The organism is Silvimonas sp. JCM 19000 (genome assembly GCF_054652575.1).
Genome location: NZ_BAAIHC010000018.1, coordinates 1 through 18402 on the forward strand (window position 1 = coordinate 1; position 18402 = coordinate 18402).

At 60.3% G+C, this 18402-nt stretch carries 13 protein-coding genes; 5 read left to right on the plus strand and 8 right to left on the minus strand.

Translation table 11 applies throughout. The features are described from left to right. Positions 1–159: 159 nt before the first annotated feature. Positions 160–3873, minus strand: a complete 3714-nt coding sequence (gene metH / locus ACYQ1A_RS15305) for a methionine synthase (RefSeq protein WP_499363334.1) — start codon at positions 3871–3873, stop codon at positions 160–162. Between the two features lie 143 nt (positions 3874–4016). Between metH and ACYQ1A_RS15310 the strand changes: the two genes are divergently transcribed. Continuing rightward, positions 4017–5303 (plus strand): DUF445 domain-containing protein, encoded by a 1287-nt coding sequence (locus ACYQ1A_RS15310; RefSeq protein ID WP_499363336.1) that lies wholly within the window; start codon positions 4017–4019, stop codon positions 5301–5303. 25 nt (positions 5304–5328) lie between these two features. Here ACYQ1A_RS15310 and ACYQ1A_RS15315 read toward each other — a convergent pair whose 3' ends face one another. Together ACYQ1A_RS15315 and ACYQ1A_RS15320 are read right to left on the minus strand one after the other, a co-directional pair. Beyond that, positions 5329–6543 carry an MFS transporter gene (locus ACYQ1A_RS15315; RefSeq protein ID WP_499363337.1) on the minus strand — a complete coding sequence of 405 codons (1215 nt, stop codon included), beginning with the start codon at positions 6541–6543 and terminating at the stop codon, positions 5329–5331. Positions 6544–6597: 54 nt separating this feature from the next. Beyond that, complete coding sequence (locus tag ACYQ1A_RS15320) at positions 6598–7644, minus strand: NADP(H)-dependent aldo-keto reductase (protein ID WP_499363339.1); 1047 nt, start codon at positions 7642–7644, stop codon at positions 6598–6600. 489 nt (positions 7645–8133) lie between these two features. Between ACYQ1A_RS15320 and ACYQ1A_RS15325 the strand changes: the two genes are divergently transcribed. From ACYQ1A_RS15325 to ACYQ1A_RS15335, 3 genes are read left to right on the plus strand one after another with little or no spacing between them, the layout of a single operon-like run. Then, complete coding sequence (locus ACYQ1A_RS15325) at positions 8134–9108, plus strand: quinone oxidoreductase family protein (protein ID WP_499363340.1); 975 nt, start codon at positions 8134–8136, stop codon at positions 9106–9108. Positions 9109–9122: 14 nt separating this feature from the next. Continuing rightward, complete coding sequence (locus tag ACYQ1A_RS15330; protein ID WP_053938345.1) at positions 9123–9698, plus strand: YqiA/YcfP family alpha/beta fold hydrolase; 576 nt, start codon at positions 9123–9125, stop codon at positions 9696–9698. A 6-nt stretch (positions 9699–9704) separates the two neighbouring features. Next, entirely contained in the window at positions 9705–10634 is a 930-nt protein-coding gene (locus ACYQ1A_RS15335) for a Dyp-type peroxidase (protein ID WP_499363342.1), read from the plus strand. A 90-nt stretch (positions 10635–10724) separates the two neighbouring features. Here ACYQ1A_RS15335 and gpmA read toward each other — a convergent pair whose 3' ends face one another. Next, positions 10725–11417, minus strand: a complete 693-nt coding sequence (gpmA, locus tag ACYQ1A_RS15340) for a 2,3-diphosphoglycerate-dependent phosphoglycerate mutase (protein ID WP_499363343.1) — start codon at positions 11415–11417, stop codon at positions 10725–10727. A 92-nt stretch (positions 11418–11509) separates the two neighbouring features. Next, a complete protein-coding gene (locus ACYQ1A_RS15345; RefSeq protein WP_499363344.1) occupies positions 11510–12859 on the minus strand; it encodes an MFS transporter in 1350 nt (449 codons plus the stop codon). Between the two features lie 392 nt (positions 12860–13251). Between ACYQ1A_RS15345 and ACYQ1A_RS15350 the strand changes: the two genes are divergently transcribed. Then, a complete protein-coding gene (locus ACYQ1A_RS15350) occupies positions 13252–14976 on the plus strand; it encodes an LTA synthase family protein (RefSeq protein WP_499363345.1) in 1725 nt (574 codons plus the stop codon). 140 nt (positions 14977–15116) lie between these two features. On the opposite strand, the gene ACYQ1A_RS15355 is transcribed toward ACYQ1A_RS15350, so the two are convergent. The 3 genes from ACYQ1A_RS15355 to ACYQ1A_RS15365 all read right to left on the minus strand — a co-directional run bounded on the left by ACYQ1A_RS15355 (position 15117) and on the right by ACYQ1A_RS15365 (position 18223). Next, a complete protein-coding gene (locus ACYQ1A_RS15355) occupies positions 15117–16064 on the minus strand; it encodes a DegV family protein (protein WP_499363346.1) in 948 nt (315 codons plus the stop codon). Between the two features lie 280 nt (positions 16065–16344). Beyond that, positions 16345–16839 carry a gluconokinase gene (locus tag ACYQ1A_RS15360; RefSeq protein ID WP_062224946.1) on the minus strand — a complete coding sequence of 165 codons (495 nt, stop codon included), beginning with the start codon at positions 16837–16839 and terminating at the stop codon, positions 16345–16347. A 43-nt stretch (positions 16840–16882) separates the two neighbouring features. Next, positions 16883–18223 (minus strand): GntT/GntP/DsdX family permease, encoded by a 1341-nt coding sequence (locus ACYQ1A_RS15365; RefSeq protein ID WP_499363348.1) that lies wholly within the window; start codon positions 18221–18223, stop codon positions 16883–16885. Positions 18224–18402: the final 179 nt, after the last annotated feature.

Below are 18402 nucleotides of genomic sequence, written 5' to 3' on the forward strand. Positions count from 1 at the left end.
GCCCCGGGTTCGTGTGGTGCAAGCTTGAATCACCACGGGGGGAAGATACAAGGGTGGGTCAAGACCCACCACTCAATGCCATATGCCACGTACGGTGAGCTTGGCATACCACTTTGGGAGGTGGGTCCAGACGGGGACGCCGAGTCCCACCCCATGCATTTATGCGTTGTAACCGAGGTTGGGGGCGAGATCGCGTTCGGCTTGTTCCACGCTCACGCCGCGGCGGGCGGCGTAGTCTTCCACCTGGTCTTTCTCGATCTTGCCCACGGCAAAGTACTGCGCTTGCGGGTGGCTAAAGTAGAAGCCGCTGACCGCCGCCGTCGGCAGCATGGCGTAGCCCTCGGTCAACTGCATGCCAATCGATTCCGCATCCAGCACGCGGAACAGATCGGTTTTGGTGGTGTGATCGGGGCAGGCCGGATAGCCGGGCGCGGGGCGGATGCCGACGTATTTCTCATCGGTCAGCGCGTCCACATCCAGATTCTCGTCGGGCGCATAGCCCCACAATTCCGTCCGTACTTTGCGGTGCATATATTCGGCAAAGCCCTCGGCAAAGCGGTCTGCCAGCGCCTTCACCATGATGGCGTTGTAATCGTCATTGGCGTTTTCAAAGCGCGCCACATGCGGCTCGATATTCAGGCCGCCGGTGACAGCAAACGCGCCGATGTAATCCGCCTTGCCGCTGTCTTTGGGCGCGATGAAATCGGCCAGCGCCCAGTTCGGCTTGCCTTCGGCCTTGGCGTTTTGCTGGCGCAAGGTGTGCCAGGCCATCAGCGTGGCGCCGCTTGCCGGATCGTAAATCTCGATATCGTCGCCCACCCGATTGGCGGGCCACAAACCCACCACGCCCGATGCGGTTACCCAGCCTTCGGCCACCATCTGCGTCAGCATGGTTTGCGCATCGGCAAACAAAGCGCGCGCCGATTCGCCCACCACTTCGTCTTGCAGAATGCGCGGATATTTGCCGAACAATTCCCAGGCATTAAAGAACGGGCTCCAGTCGATCAGCGGGGCGATTTCGCTCAGCGGCACGTTCTCGAATTTGAACACGCCCAGTTGCTTCGGCTTGGGCGGGTTGTAATGCGCCCAGTCGATCATGGGCTTGAACGCATTGGCGCGCGCCTGCGCCAGGCTGATCAGTTTGCTGGCGCCGCGATTGGCGTGGATGGTGCGGATGTTCTGATATTCATTGCGCAGCTTGCCGACAAACTCGGGCTTCAGTTCATCGCTTAACAAGTTGGAGCAAACCCCCACCGCGCGCGACGCATCGGGCACATACACCACGGTGCCGGCCGGATAACCGGGCTCGATCTTGACGGCGGTATGCACCTTGGACGTAGTGGCGCCGCCGATCAGCAGCGGCAACGTAAAGCCCTGGCGCTGCATTTCTTTGGCCACATGCGACATCTCTTCCAGGCTAGGCGTAATCAGGCCGGACAAACCGATCATGTCCGCGCCGATTTCTTTGGCGGTATCGAGGATTTTTTGCGCCGGCACCATCACGCCCAGATCGGTCACCTTGTAGTTGTTACAGCGCAGCACCACGCCCACGATGTTTTTGCCGATGTCGTGCACATCGCCTTTGACCGTGGCCATCACGATATTGCCTTTGGCCGGGGCGTCCTGCAGGCCCATATCGATCTTCTCTTGCTCGATAAACGGCTCCAGATGCGCCACGGCGGCTTTCATCACGCGCGCCGATTTAACCACCTGCGGCAGAAACATCTTGCCCGCGCCAAACAGATCGCCGACGTGGTTCATGCCGTTCATGAGCGGGCCTTCGATCACGTGGATCGGGCGTTCGGCGGCCTGGCGCGCCTCTTCGGTGTCTTCCACGATAAACGTGGTGATGCCTTTGACCAGCGCGTGGGTGATGCGCTCTTGCAGGCTGCCTTCGCGCCAGCTCAGGTCTTCGCCCTTGGCCTGATTGACGTCACCGCGAAAGCTCTCGGCCAGCGCAATCAGGGCCTCGGTGGCGGCCAGCGGATCGGGCCCGGCATCGCGCATCAACACCACGTCTTCGATGCGGTTGCGTAATTCGGCGGGCACTTCTTCATACACTTCCAGCGCACCGGCGTTGACGATGCCCATGGTCATGCCTTGCTGGATGGCGTGATACAGGAACACCGCGTGGATGGCTTCGCGCACCTTGTTGTTGCCGCGGAAGCTGAACGACACATTGGATACGCCGCCGGAAATCTTGGCATACGGCAGGTTTTGTTTAATCCAGCCGGTAGCCTCGATAAAGTCGAGGCCATAGCGCGCGTGTTCTTCGATGCCGGTGGCGATGGCAAAGATGTTCGGGTCAAAGATGATGTCTTCGGGCGGATAGCCGCATTCGTCCACCAGAATGCGATAGCTCTTCTCGCAAATCTCGATCTTGCGGGCGTAGGTATCGGCCTGGCCGACTTCATCAAACGCCATCACGATCACCGCCGCGCCATAACGCCGCAGCAAACGCGCTTGTTGCTTGAACTTGTCGACGCCTTCTTTCATCGAGATCGAATTGACGATCGGCTTGCCCTGAATGCATTTAAGGCCCGCTTCGATCACATCCCACTTCGAGCTATCCACCATGATGGGCACACGGCTGATATCGGGCTCGGCGGCGACCAGGTTCAAAAAGGTGACCATGGCTTTGTGGGCATCGAGCATGCCCTCGTCCATGTTGATATCGATAATCTGCGCGCCGGCTTCGACTTGCTGCCGGGCCACATCCAGCGCGGTGGCGTAATCGCCATTCAGGATCAGCCGGGCAAAGGCTTTACTGCCCGTGACGTTGGTGCGTTCGCCCACGTTCACAAACAGATCGCGGTCGCCGATGTTGAACGGCTCCAGCCCGGACAAACGACATTTGCGTTCAATCTGCGGCAGCGGGCGCGGCGCGATGTCTTTGACGTTTTTGTAGATGGCCGCAATGTGCTCGGGCGTGGTGCCACAGCAGCCGCCAATCACGTTAACCAGACCGGCTTCGGCCCATTCGCGCACCTGCACGCCCATGGTTTCGGCATCCAGATCGTAACCGCCAAAGGCATTGGGCAAACCGGCATTCGGGTGCACCGAGACATAGGTGGCCGATACGCGCGCCATTTCTTCCACGTACTGGCGCAGCAAATCGGGGCCTAGCGCGCAGTTCAGGCCAAAGGTGATGGCGTCGGCGTGTTCCAGGCTGTTGTAAAACGCCTCGGTGGTCTGGCCGGTCAGCGTGCGGCCCGATTGATCGGTAATCGTGCCCGACACCATCACCGGTAGCTTTTCTTGCTCGGGATGATCGTCAAAGTATTTGTGGATGGCGAACACCGCCGCCTTGGCGTTCAGCGTGTCGAAGATGGTTTCGACCAGCAGGATATCGGCGCCGCCTTTGACCAGGCCGTCGATGGCTTCGGTATAGCTTTCCACCAGCTCGTCAAACGTCACATTGCGAAAGCCCGGGTCGTTGACGTCGGGCGAAATCGAGCACGTGCGGTTGGTGGGGCCGAGCACGCCGGCGCAATAACGCGGTTTTTCCGGCGTTTTTGCCGTCTGCGCCACGCACAGGTCCTTTACCAGTTTCGCGGCGGCAAAGTTCATTTCCCACACCAGCTCTTCCATGCCGTAATCGGCCATGGCGATGCGGGTACCGTTAAAGCTGTTGGTCTCGATAATGTCCGCGCCCGCATCCAGATACGCCTGGTGGATGCCACCGATGATGGCGGGCTGCGTCAGCACCAGCAGATCGTTATTGCCTTTGACGTCGCTGGGCCAGTCGGCAAAGCGCGTGCCGCGATAATCCGCCTCTTGCAGATTGTGGCGCTGGATCATGGTGCCCATGGCGCCATCCAGGATCAGGATGCGTTGATTAAGCTGGTGCTGCAGATCGGCGAGGCGCGTCATCGGGTTGATTCTCAAGGCTTTATGGGGCGGCGGAGCGTGCAATTTTAGCATGCGTACAAGACCGCGTAGGATACCGCCGCACAGCCGCGCCATGGACCGCGCGCTATCATGAAAACTCTTCGCACCGCACAGAAAGGCTACTCATGACGGCAGCCGCGCCGCTCCAGCTCCAGGCCGAAATCGCCAAAGCCATGCGCTTGCGCCGTATGCGCAGCTTCGCCAGCGGCTTGTTGGCCGGCGTGACCGTGCTGTATCTGCTTTGCCTCAGGTTTGAATCCAGCTATCCCTGGCTGGGCTATGCCGCCGCCTTTGCCGAGGCCGCCATGATTGGCGCGCTGGCCGACTGGTTTGCGGTTACCGCACTGTTTCGCTATCCGCTGGGCATACCGATTCCGCACACCGCCATTATCCCGCGCAATAAAAACCGCATCGCCGATAGCCTGGGCCTGTTTATCGAAACGCACTTTTTGCAGCCCGAACAATTGCTGGTGCGCATCGACAGTTTTAACCCGGCGCGCCGCATCGCCATCTGGCTGGCGCGGCCCGGCGCCAAGCGTGATCTGACCGCCACCGGCACGTACTTTCTAAGCTATGTGCTGACCACGCTGGATGACCCGCGCCTGACCGCGATGGCGCGCGAGATGGCGCTGAAGGCCTTGGGCAAGGCGGATTTTTCGCAAGCGGCGGCATCGTTGCTGCAAGTGCTGCGCGCCCAGGGCAAGCATCAACATATGCTCGATGGCGTGGTTCGCGAGCTGCTGGAACGGCTGCAATCCACCACCACGCAAGAATACCTGGCCGACATCATCGCCAAAGAATTCAGCGTGCTGCGCTGGGTGGCGCTGGATGGCACCAGCGGGCGTTATCTGGCGCGCAAGCTGGTGGCGGCGGGCATTAACGAACTGGAAACCGTGCTGGTGAACCCCGCGCACAGCCTGCGTTTAAGCTTTGATGAGCAACTGGTGGAGCTGACCAACAAGCTGCGGCAAGACCCGTCGCTGCAGCAGAAGTTATCGGACTGGCGCGATAAGCTGTTGGCGTCGGCCGAGCTGCAAGACCGCATGAACAGCATGTGGCACAACTTGCTGGAAAGCCTGCAGGCTGATCTGGCGCATCCGCAATCGCAAATCCAGCAAAAAATGGGCAGCGCTATCAAACAATTTGGCCGGCGTCTGCACGAAGACCAAGCGTTTGCCGATTGGCTGAATGGCCAGATACGCGGCTTTGCGGCGCGTTCGCTGGCGCGTTATCGCAGCGAAATTGGCCGCTTTATTGCCGATCAGCTCAAAGCCTGGGATAACCGCGTGCTGGTGGAACGCATGGAACTGAATGTGGGCGTCGATCTGCAATACATTCGCGTCAACGGCACCGTGGTGGGTGGGCTGGTGGGACTGCTGATCTACACGGCGCGCCACGCCTTGGGCTGGTAGCGCGCCGGTCTTGTTGCCAGAGAACCTAGTCCGCGCCCACCGCCAGCGATTGCCGCCGCGTCAGCTCGGGAAACCAGCGCATCCACAACGCCACCACGATCAACGTGCCGATGCCGCCCACTACCACCGCGGGCACCGGGCCGAGCAAGGCGGCGGTGGTGCCTGATTCAAACTCGCCCAACTGATTGGACGCACCGATAAATATCGAACTGACCGCGCTGACGCGGCCGCGCATGGCATCGGGCGTTTCCAGCTGCACCAGTGACGAACGCACCACCACGCTGATCATGTCGCACGCGCCCAGCACCACCAGCGCCGCCAGCGAAATGCCGAAGGAATGCGACAGGCCAAACACGATGGTGGCCACGCCAAACAAGCCGACCGCGCCAAACATGATCTTGCCAACGTGTTGACGCAGCGGACGGCGCGCCAGATAAAACGACATGCTCAACGCGCCTATGGCCGGGGCCGAACGCAAAATGCCCATGCCCCACGCGCCGGTATGCAGAATGTCGCGCGCAAAAATCGGCAGCAAAGCCGTCGCGCCGCCCAGCAATACCGCAAACAGATCCAGCGAAATGGCGCCCAGGATAATGCGGCGTTCGCGGATATAACGGATGCCGCCAAACAGCGATTCCAGCGTGGCGGGCGGGCGATGTGCCTGTTTGCGCACCAGCGGCAGCGTAAACATCGAAATGGCCGCCACCAGCCAGAAAATCGCGGTGGTCAGATACACCGCATCGGGGCCGACGGCATAGATAAAGCCGCCCAGCGCCGGGCCGGTAATGATGGCCACCTGCATCAGCCCCGAACTGGTGGCCAGCGCCTGCGGCAATTGCGCTTCGGTGACCAGACTGGGCACCAGCGCCTGCAGGCTGGGCGTCTCGAACGCGCGCGCGGTGCCGATGCAGAATGCGGCGATATACAAGGCGCTGGGGCTCAGCTGCTCGGCCAGACTGGCGGCGGCCAGCACGGCGGCGACGATAAATTCCAGCGTCTGGCAAATCGCCACCACGCGGCGCCGGTCATAGCGGTCGGCCACATGGCCCACCACCAGCGTAAACAATAATTGCGGCGCAAATTGCGCAATGCCGATCAGGCCCAGGCTAAATGCGCTGTGCGTCAGCGCATACATCTGCCAACCCACGGCCACCGCCAGCATCTGGTATGACAACGCGGTAAACAAACGGCTGGCCAGCAAATGGCGAAACGGGCGTAAGGCCAGTAAAGACAATTCCATACGGTTTCCAGAGAGATAAAAAAGGGCGAGCACATGGCTCGCCCTGCTGAGGCATTACGGCGCCGGATTTGGCTGTTTGGTGTGGATGGCTTCGATGGCGTTGAGCACGTCGTCGCTGAGCTTGACGCTGATGCTCTCGATGTTTTCCTTGAGCTGCGCCAGCGTGGTGGCGCCAATCAGGTTGCTGGTTACAAACGGCCGCGTATTCACATACGCCAGCGCCATCTGCGCCGGGCTCAGGCCGTGTTCGCGCGCCAGGTTCACATAATCGGCGGTGGCGATTTTGGCTTCGGGCTTGCTGTAACGGCTAAAGCGTTCATAGATGGCCACGCGACCATTCTGGCCGGTGCCGTCGATGTACTTGCCGCTGAGCACGCCAAACGCCATCGGCGAGTACGCCAGCAGGCCCACTTGTTCGCGATGGCTGAATTCGGCCAGGCCGATTTCAAACGCACGGTTGAGCAAGCTGTACGGGTTCTGGATGCTGACCACGCGCGGCAAGCCGACGTTTTCCGCCGCACGCAAAAACTGCGCAACGCCCCACGGCGTTTCGTTGGACAAACCGACGTGGCGGATCTTGCCGGCCTTTACCAGATCGGCCAGAACTTGCAGCGATTCTTCGGCCGGCACCGTGTATTCATCTTCAATCCACGGATAGTTAAGCCGGCCAAAGGTATTGGTGCTGCGATCGGGCCAATGCAGTTGGTACAGATCAATGTAATCGGTCTGCAAACGGCGCAGGCTGCCGTCCACGGCTTCGGTCAGGCTGCGGCGGTCATGGTGGGTTTCGCCGCCACGAATATGGCGCGGTTGATGCGGCTGGCGCACCGGGCCCGCGGCTTTGGTGGCCAGCACGATGTCTTTGCGGCGGCCGGTTTTTGCCAGCCAGGTGCCGATATAGGTTTCGGTCAGGCCAGCGGTTTCGGCGCGTGGCGGCACCGGGTACATCTCGGCGACATCGACCAGCGTCACGCCGAGGTCGAGCGCCAGATCCAGCTGGGCGTGCGCGTCGGCTTCGGTGTTCTGTTCGCCCCAGGTCATGGTACCCAGGCCGATCAGGCTGACGTCGAGATCGGTACGGCCAAGTTTGCGATATTCCATTACTGCTCCTGTGCAAGGGGGCGGGGGGTTACATAGGCAACGACGTCGGGCGCGGCAAGGTTGACCCGACCGGTCGAATAATAGCGCGCAGGCCGGGGCGCTTGCGACGGCCCGCTACTTTAGCGTTACGTTTGATGGAACAAAAAATAATTATAAATATGGTCGTTATTCCGGATGGTTTGTTGGTGCGGCTCCGTTATGATCGCGCACCGTTGTAGCGCCTGGCCGACTACGGCATTGATGCAATGCACCATCGCGATTCGTTGCCCGCAGCAGCCAAACAACTGGCTAACTGGTCAAGCAGCGCGCGAACTCAAATTGTTGCATTCCGTCAGAGAGCTAGCGGTTTGCAGCGGAATCGACCAGGTTGATGTGCGGGCAGGCATGAAACCTGCTGTAACCGGTTCTGACGCGCTCACTTGAAGCCGTCCATTCAGACGTCATGTAGTGACGCTATGATGATTACAAAATCAATGGAGACAAAAACCGATGCAGACCCAAGTCATCCGCCTCGATACGGTCGGCGATCCCTCGGTCATGCAACTGGCCGACGTCGAACTGGCTGATCCTGGCCCCGGTGAAGTCCAGCTGCGCCACACCGCCATCGGCGTTAACTTCATCGATACCTATCATCGCAGTGGCTTGTATCCGGTCAAACTGCCCTCCGGCCTCGGCCAGGAAGCCGCGGGCGTGGTCGAAAAGCTGGGTGCAGGCGTCAGCGATCTCAAAATCGGCGACCGCGTGGCGTATCCCAGCGGGCCGCTCGGTTCTTATGCCCGGCATCGCAATTTTCCTGCCAACAAACTGGTGCCTATCCCGGACGATATTCCGGACGAAATTGCCGCAGGCTCGCTGATGCGCGGCATGACGGCGCAATACCTGCTCAAGCAAACCTTTGAAGTCAAACCCGGCATGACGGTGTTGATTCATGCCGCAGCGGGGGGCGTGGGCCAGATTGCCTGCCAGTGGGCGCAAGCGCTGGGCGCTACGGTGATCGGCACCGCCGGCTCAGAGGCCAAATGCCGGCTGGCGCGGCCGTTCTGCGATCACGTTATCGATTACACCAACGAACACTTTGCCGAGCGCGTGCATTTGCTTACCGGCAATAAAGGCGTGCCGGTGGTGTACGACGGCGTCGGCGCGGCCACCTTTGAGGGCTCGCTGGCCAGTCTGGCGCCACGCGGGCTGCTGGTCAGCTTTGGCAATGCCTCGGGCCCAGTGCCGCCGTTTTCGCCCAATCTGCTGGCCAGCAAGGGCTCGCTCTATCTCACCCGCCCCACGCTGGGCAATTACGCCAGCACGCGCGCCGAATTACTGGCCATGGCGGCTGATTATTTTGCCATCGTGGCCAGCGGCCGGGTCCGCGTCACGGTGAACCAACGTTATCCCCTGGCCGATGCCGCGCACGCGCATCGCGACCTGGAGGCCCGCAAAACCACGGGCTCCACTGTATTGATCCCATAAGGCGCAAGAACTCCATGGTCCACTTGATGTATCTCCACGGCTTTTTATCCAGTCCGTTCTCGCAAAAAGCGCAAGACACGGCGGTGTGGATGGCCGAGCAAAGCCTGGCCGATTATTTTCATTGCCCGCAAATTCCCATGGAGCCGGTGGCCGCAGGCCGCGTGATCCAGGCGTCGATCGACAAACTGGGCGGCGAGCCGGTGTGCTTTATCGGCAGTTCGCTGGGCGGCTATTTTGCCAACTGGGCGGTCGAGGAAGGCGGTGGCCGTGCGGTATTAATCAACCCGGCGGTGCGGCCGTACGAACTTTTGCGGCACTATATCGGCCCACAACGTAATTATCAGACCGGCGAGATCCACCATATCGACGTCGGCTACGGTGATCAGCTGCGCAAATACGAGCGCCCGGTCAGCAAACCCGATCAGTACTGGCTGATGGTGCAGACCGGCGACACCACGCTGGATTACCGCGAGGCGGTGGAGCGCTATCCGCTCAGTCGCCAGACCGTCATCGAAGGCGGTGATCACAGCTTTCAGAACTATGTGGACTGGTTGCCACGCATCTGGGAATTCGCCCAGGAAGGAAAGTGAGTTGTTATGTCCACCCCTCAGCGCGGCATCCTGCCCGAGGGCTCCAGCCACGTTATTTTCTTGACGCTACGCCGCCGCCTCGGCCGCCCGGCCGATGATCCACTGCGCCATCTGCTTAGCCAGTTGCCGCTGCACGCCGATGAAGTGGCGGCGGTTTATCCGGAAGCGCGGTTTGCCGCGGTTTTGGCGATCGGCGAGCAGAGTTGGCCCGATCTGTTTGGCGTGGCCCGCCCGGCACGCTTCAGAGGTTTTCCACACATAGCCGGCGCCATCCACCCGGCCCCGGCCACCGAAGGCGATCTGCTGCTGCACGTGCGCGGCGAACGCTACGATCTGGTGTACGAATTTGCCGACCGCTTTGCCACCTCGTTGCAGCCGTGGTTTGAAGTGGTCGAATCGGTCAGCGGGTTTAAATACCGCGACTGGCGCGACCTGACCGGTTTTGTTGATGGCACCGAAAACCCGCACGGCGATGACGACCGTGCTGAAACCGCGCTGGTCGGCGCAGAAGACCCGGCCTGGGCCGGTGGCAGCTATGTGCATACGCAACGCTATGTGCACCGCATGCAGCAATGGAATGCGCTGGCCGTCAAACAGCAAGAAGCCGTAATGGGCCGCACCAAGGCGCATGACGAAGAATTGTCGGACGAGGACAAACCGCTGACTGCGCATATCGCCCGCGTAGTGATAGAGGAAGACGGCAAAGAACTGGAAATGCTGCGCCACTCCATGCCTTATGGCACACCGGGTGGTGAGAAGGGCTTGCTGTTTGCGTCTTACTGTCGCACGCCCGATGTGTTCGAGAAAATGTTGGCGCGCATGGTGGCGCCCACCTCGGACGGCCGCGTCGACCACCTGCTGACCTATAGCCGTGCGGTGACCGGGGGCGCCTTCTTTGCCCCCAGCCGCGAGGCACTGGCCAGGCTGGCGGGATAGTTGGCGCAGCGAGCACGCAATAAAAAAGCCGACAGCGTCGGCTTTTTTTTATCCACGGCCAGCGCTGTCAGCCAGCGGCGGCCATGCAAATCAGTCTTTCATGAAACCGAGGCGGGTCGGCTTCATTTCTGCATCAAAGTCATACACCAGCGGCACGCCGTTAGGGATTTCCACGGCAACAATGGCGTCGTCGGCGATGTTTTCCAGATGCTTGACCAGCGCACGCAGCGAATTGCCATGGGCGGCGATCAGTACGTTTTTGCCAGCGGCCAGTTGCGGCGCGATGGTTTCGTACCAGGCTGGCAGCACGCGGGCCACGGTGTCTTGCAGACATTCGGTCAGCGGCACTTGTTCGCGGCTCAGGCCGGCGTAACGCGGATCGCTGATGCTGTCGCGTTCATCATCCGGGCTCAGTGCCGGCGGACGCACGTCGTAGCTACGACGCCAGATATGCACTTGCTCATCGCCATGCAGTGCGGCGGTTTCTTTTTTGTTAAGGCCGGACAGCGCGCCGTAGTGGCGTTCGTTCAGGCGCCAGTCTTTGATGACCGGAATCCACAGCAGGTCCATTGCGTCCTGCACATGCCACAGCGTGCGGATGGCGCGCTTGAGCACCGACGTAAACGCGACGTCAAAATGAATGCCGGCTTCCTTGAGACGACGGCCAGCGTCGCGGGCTTCATCGGCGCCTTTTTCGGTGATGTCCACGTCGATCCAGCCGGTAAAGCGGTTTTCCAGGTTCCATTGTGATTCGCCGTGGCGAACCAGCACGAGCTTGGCCATTGAATTCTCCAAAGTGAGCCGATAAGTATCGGCCGCTATTCTAGGCGTTGCGGGCGGCCACGCAAACTGCTGTGCCACCCGCGTGCGCCCGGTTATGCGCCAGCGCGCTCAGCCACGGCCTCCGCGCCGAGCTGACCGGCAGCTACGGCGCTAACGTGCGCCAGATCTGCCTCGCGGGTTTCGCGCATGCTCAGCACGGCCAGAAAACTGAGCAAGGCCGCCACCGACACATAACCACCCACCCAGCTCAGGCCGCCGCGTTCGACCAGTACCTGGGCAATGTAGGGCGCAATCGAGGCGCCCAGAATGCCGCCCAGGTTATAGGCGATGCCCGCGCCGCTGTAGCGCACCTGGGTGGGAAAGATCTCCGGCAGCAAAGCGCCCATCGGCCCGAAGGTAAAACCCATCAGGAACAGTTCGATCACCAGAAACAGCGTGACGGGGCCGAAGCTGCCGGCGCCCAGCAGCGGTTGCATGGCAAAGCCGGAGGCCATCGCCAGGGCGGTGCCCAGCAACAACACCGGCTTGCGGCCAAAGCGGTCGCTAGCCCAGGCCGACAGTGGCGTGGCCAGCGCCATAAACAGCACGGCAAAGCACAACATGCCGAGGAATTGCGGGCGGCTGAAATGCAGCGTCTTGGTGCCATATGACAGCGCGAACACGGTGGAGATGTAGAACAGCGCGTAGCACACCACCATCGAGCATGCGCCTTGCAACACCGGCAGCCAGTGGCGGCTGAACAAAACGGCCAGCGGCACTTTGACCCGTTGCTGGCGTTGCATGGCCTGCGCAAAGACCGGGGTCTCGTGCAGCTTGAGCCGCACGTACAAGCCCAGTGCCACCAGCACGGCGCTAAACACAAACGGCACGCGCCAGCCCCAGCCTTTGAACTGATCGTCGCTGAGCGCCACCGCCAGGCCAAGGAACAGCCCATTCGCCAGCAAGAAACCGACCGAGGGGCCGAGTTGGGGAAACATGCCAAACCAGGCGCGTTTGCCCGCCGGGGCATTCTCGGTGGCGAGCAAGGCGGCACCGCCCCATTCGCCGCCCAGGCCTATGCCCTGACCAAAGCGCAACACGCAAAGCAGCAAGGGCGCCAGATCGCCGATGGTATCGTGGCCGGGCAAGAAGCCGATCAGGGTGGTGGATACACCCATCACCGTGAGCGAGGCCACCAGCGTGGATTTGCGGCCGATGCGGTCACCAAAGTGACCAAACAAGGCGGAGCCGAGCGGGCGTGCCAGAAAGGCGATGCCGAAGGTGACAAAGGCATTCAGCGCCTGCGCGGTGCCGGATTCTTTGGGGAAAAAAGTCGGGCCGATGATGAGCGCCGCGGCGGTGGCAAAGATATAGAAGTCAAAAAACTCGATGGCGGTGCCGATAAAGCTGGCGACCGCCACGCGCGCCGTCGAATTGGCGGGCGTCTGGGCAGAAGTCGTCATGGATGATCTCGTTGTCAGGCACGGTTCATGCATGACATACGACGCCTACCGCAGCGCCATCTGCCACGCCGACCGGGCATGGAATTAAAAACAGGCTGGCAAACGAGGGGGCGGCGGCGTGTTGGCCAGGGTCGGCGCTACACGGGGTGGTGCGCCAATGTGGCGCAGCCACCGGCCAGGCGGGTGCATTTGCGGCTGGGTAAGCTGAGCGAATGATAAGGAAGCGTAAATCTGCCCGCAAGCCGGGAACCTGCAGGCCGCTCGGCGGGTCTGGTCTGGGTCAGTTCATAAAACTGTAAAAATTCACCTTTTCGCAAAATGGTGGAGCGCCTATGGTGCCTGCCTTTTGATTTACGCTGCGCCTTGCGCAGCCCGGGCCCGAACCGTTCGATATGCGTATTCTTAGTCCCACCGCACTGCTGGCGCCGCGCTGGCAACGTGTCCGGCCCCGTATTGTGCCGCCCTGGCTCGAACGCGCCTGGCCACGATTTTCACCCGCCGCGCCGTTTGTGGCGGTGGTGGCACTGCGTTTTCTGGTTGATACCGAATGGGATGGCGCCCGCATCCTGTTTCAGTTGCTGCTGTTTTTTGTGCTGTATGCGTTTCTGGAGCGTTGGTCTGCCGTCGCCGCCTGCATCGGGCTGGAAGGTGCGCTGGCTAATGGCAGCTGGATCAAGGAAGACGCCACCGGCGAGCCGCTGCTGACGCGCGATCTGTTCGAGGTGTCGCAAGGCGCGGCCCTGACCGGCTATGCCGACTGGCATCTGATCGGCTACGTGGCACTCACGCTGCTGGCGCTGGGGTATGGCCTGTATCGCCATCCGCGCCTTGTGTCGTGGCGCCTGGTGCCGGCGCTTATTTTGCCGATCATGTTCTTTATCCGTATGGATAACCCGCAGCGGCTGGATGACTATCTGACGCCGCAACTGCTGTACGGCCTCAAGACGCAATATCACTCCTACAACTTTCGCGAGAATGCCCGTGCCAACGGCATCATCGGCCATCTGTACCTGAATGCCGAAACCGTGCCGCCGCCCGCGCATGGCCCGCACAATTTCTATGCGGCTGGCGAATTGCGCCAGTTTGACGCCACCGAACCCGACGTCTTTGTCATCCTGTGCGAATCCTGCTTTACCACCGCCGATGCCCGCTTCAAGACGCCTATGCTGCGTTTGCTGGACAAGGGTTTCAGCATGACCGATATGGTCAGCCCGGTTTACGGCGGCGGCACCGCCGAGGCTGAATTTGAAGTGCTGACCGGGCTGTCGAGCAAGGTCTTTCCCGGCATCGATTATCAAAACTTTGCCAACCAGTACGCCGAACACGCCCACACCATCGTCAGCCATTTTGACCACGCCGGTTACCACACCTACGGCTTGCACGATTACTACTCGACCTTCTGGAAACGCAATATCGTCTATCCCAAGTTCGGCTTTGACGAGACGCATTTTGTCGATGAAATGGACTGGGAAGAAGAAGGCTGGCCCGACGACAAGTTGCTGTATCAAAAGGCAATGGCGCTTTACGACGGCAGCCCGCGCACGCAAAAGAACATGATGTTTATGGCCACCGTGATGACGCACGGCAAATACGATGCCTCGCACGATGACAATGGCGATGGCGATTATCTGAAGCGGCTGGATCTGGCCATCAACGATATGAGCGTGTTTGTTGACCAGTTACAAAAGTCGGCCGCCAAGCGCAAACGCCCGCTGTTGATCATGGTGTTTGGCGATCACAAGCCGGGCATTACTGCGGTGTTCCACAAGGATGGCGTGTTTGGCGATGATTTGTTTACAACCAGCGGCGAGCGCAATGAGGATTACCGCTTTAACCCCCGCCTGACGCCGGAGCAACTGGCGGTGCGCGGGCAGATTCCGGTGATGATCAAATACGTCGGCAAAGCGCATAAGCAGTTGCAACCGCAACTGGCCGATAACCTGCGCGGCAAACCGCTGTTGTGTATGCCCGGCCAATTGGCGCAGGTGACGCCGGAACAGGGCAATTTCTTTGCCACGCTGGCCAATGTGTGCAACCAGATGAAGGGCCTGCCCTACGGCGAACACGGTTGGGACGCCATGTTCCCCACCGCGCTGTATGCGGAACGCTTGTTCTGAGCGCGAGCTATTGGTACGCATAGGGTGGGTCCAGACCCACCATCCAAAGTGGTAAGCCAGGCTCGGTGCGCGTGGCATATGGCTTTGAGGGGTGGGTCTAGACCCACCCTGTGCCTGTTGTGCACAGCTTATCCACAGAATTACTCAAACACCGCTTCGCGCGGTGAGGCGAAGGCCACCGACAGCCCGCCGCCGCCGATATTCACGCCCGCAGTCAGGCTCATCTCGCTGGCCAGCACCGTCACCCCCTTGGCCTCGGCCGTCTGCTTCAGGCGGGCATAGCCTGGCATCTTGTCCAGCCGGGCCGGGTCGCCGCCGTAGCTAACGCAAACAAACGGCGCATCCAGACCACTCTCAATATGCTCGACTGCGGTGTCGAACAGCTTTTTGCAGCCCGCTTCAAAGCCCCGGATGCGCCCCACTGGCGTGGTGTCGCCCTGAAACCCGCGCACGATGGGTTTGATGTCCAGCGCCGAGCCCATCATGTACGACATCAGGCCCACGCTCTTGTCGCCTTTGCGCCGCGCTTGCTGGCGCAACTGGCCCAAATTCTCCGGGATCAGGAAGGCTTGCGTGGTGGCTTGCAGGCGTTCGATCTGGCGGATGATTTCCAGCGACGATTTGTCCTCACGCGCCAGCCGTGCCACTTCGGCCACGATCAAACCCTGACCGGTAAACAAGTTGTAGCTATCAAACACGCGCAAGGAAAACGGCCCGGCCACGCCCGCGGCTTCGCGTATTGGCTTGTAGGCGCCCAGCATCTGCAATGCGGCCTGGCTGGCGTTGGCGTTGATCTGGCTGCGGCTGGCCATCACGGTCAGGCAGAACACATAGTCGTACTCAACCACCAGCCGTTCGAGAAACAGCTTTTTGATGTCGTCGGCGCTGAGCGGTGCCGATTCAAATGTGGTGTCGCCTTTGGCCAGCCGTTCTTTATAAAACTTGAGCGTGGCGGCGGAGTCGCGCCCGTCTACAAACGGTTTGCCGTCGGCGCCGGTAATGGTGATCGGAAGAATAACGATGCCGTGCTCGTCCAGAAACGCGCGCGGCAGATCGCAGCAGGAATCGGTAACGATGCCGAAACGCATGCCTGAGCCCCTTGAATCAATAAGTTGTGTACACCGTGGACCGGGAAGGTCGTGTTGTTTTTGTTACCAATCTATGACGTTGGCATTGCGCGGGATTATGCCCGCAGTGATGCAGATCACAACACGCCGTGGAATGTTTCTGAACGGTGACACGAGAGGCGGCGGCTTTTGCACCAAAAGTGTTGTAAGAAAGAGCCAGCGTTGTCAGCTAAACCGTGCTCAACAAAAAACGGCCGCCCCATGATGGAGCGGCCGTTTTTGCAGTTACGTCTGGCGGCGCTTACTGACGCGTCTTGAGCTGGCGCAAAACCTCATCGGCAATCTCTTCCGGCGACGGCGTAATGTCCACCACGATGGCATTGGCCGGCGGTTCCAGCAGATCGATCTGGCTTTGCAACAAATGCGGATCAAAGAAATGGCCTTTGCGTTGCGCCAGGCGCTGGGCCAGCAATTCGCCCGTGCCGGTCAGATGCACAAAGACGACATCGCTTTCGCCCGGGCTGACCAGCTTCTCGCGATAGATTTCCTTGAGGGCGGAACAGGTAAACACATGCGTTTCGCCCTTGTTGCGATAGTCGACGATAGCGGCACGGATGGCAGCCAGCCACGGCCAGCGATCATCGTCGTTGAGCGGTATGCCCGCATGCATCTTGGCGATATTGCCGGGACTGTGAAACACATCGGCATCCGAGAACCCACACGCCAGCTTTTTGGCCAGCAGCTCGCCCACCGTGGTTTTACCGCTGCCAGACACACCCATCAGAATCAAGATCATGTTGTTACTCCACATCGGCCCGCAGCCCGGCTGCGGGACTGCATCAAACCACCGTGGCCAGCGCCAGGGTCAAGCCCAGTGCCACCACCGAAATAATCGTTTCCAGCACCGACCAGGTCTTGAAAGTCTGCGGTACCGTCATATTGAAATACTCTTTGACCAACCAGAATCCGCCGTCATTGACGTGGCTGAAAATCAGCGAACCCGCGCCAGTCGTCAGCACCATGAATTCCGGCCGCGCCCCCGCTGCCGCGGCAATGGGCGCCACGATGCCGCAGGCGGTGGTCATGGCCACCGTGGCCGAGCCGGTGGCCAGGCGGATCAGCGCCGCCACCATCCAGCCCAGTAACAGCGGCGAGATATGCGCGCTGGTCGCCATATCGACCACGACTTTGGAAATTCCACTGTCCATCAGGATGCGACCAAAGCCGCCGCCCGCGCCAACCAGCAAGGTGATGGTGGCGGTGGGGGCCAGACATTCGTTGCTGAACTTGAGGATGGTTTCCCGGCTCATGCCGCGGGCCAGGCCCAGCGTCCAGAAGCTCACCAGCACCGAAATCAGCAGCGCCATCACCGAGTTGCCGGCCAGGCGCAGCATATCGTTGGGCAGCGTTTTGGGGGCGAAGAACACATCGGCCCAACTCCCGATCAGCATCAAAAACACCGGCAGCAAAATGGTCGCCAGCGTGATGGCAAAGCTGGGCAGCTCGCGGTCTTTTTCGTCGGTGGCAAAGTGCGCCATCATCGGATTGTCGCCGGTCAGCTTGACGTATTTGCTGATCTGCAACGCAAACACCGGGCCCGCCAGGATGGCGGTGGGGATACCGACAATCAGCGCATACAGGATGGTGCGGCCGATATCAGCCTTGTATGCCGTCACCGCCAGCAAAGCGGCCGGGTGCGGCGGAATCAAACCATGCACCACCGACAAGCCCGCCACCATCGACAAGCCCACCAGCACCATCGAGGTACCGGTGCGTTTGGCCACGTTAAAGGCAATCGGAATCAACAGCACAAAGCCGACTTCAAAGAAAACCGGCAGGCCGACAATGAGTGCGATCGTGACCATGGCCCAATGCACGTTTTTTTCGCCAAACCAGCTGATCAGCGTTTTGGCGATGCGTTCCGCGCCGCCCGATTCGGCCATCATCTTGCCCAGCATGGTGCCCAGCGCAATCACCAGCGCAATATGCCCCAGCGCGTTGCCGACGCCGGTTTCAAACGATTTGACGATGGTGGTCATCGGCATGCCCACCGACACGGCCAACACAAACGACACCACCAGCAACGTAACAAACGGATTGAGCTTGAAGCGCGCGATCAGCACGATCAACAACACGATCGCCACCAATGCGTAAACCAGCAACATGGTTCCTTGCACCATCTTTCTGACTCCTGAACGGGTTTGACTACACGTCTCTGTAGCCTTTGTAGTTGGCCGACGCGCTTATTGGCGGCAATCGGCCCGCTTTTTTTGTATTACCGAACGTTGAGTTACCGATGTTAACGTTAACATCGATGGGCGCGGCATCAGGTGTGCACCGTATGCCAAGGGGATAGGTA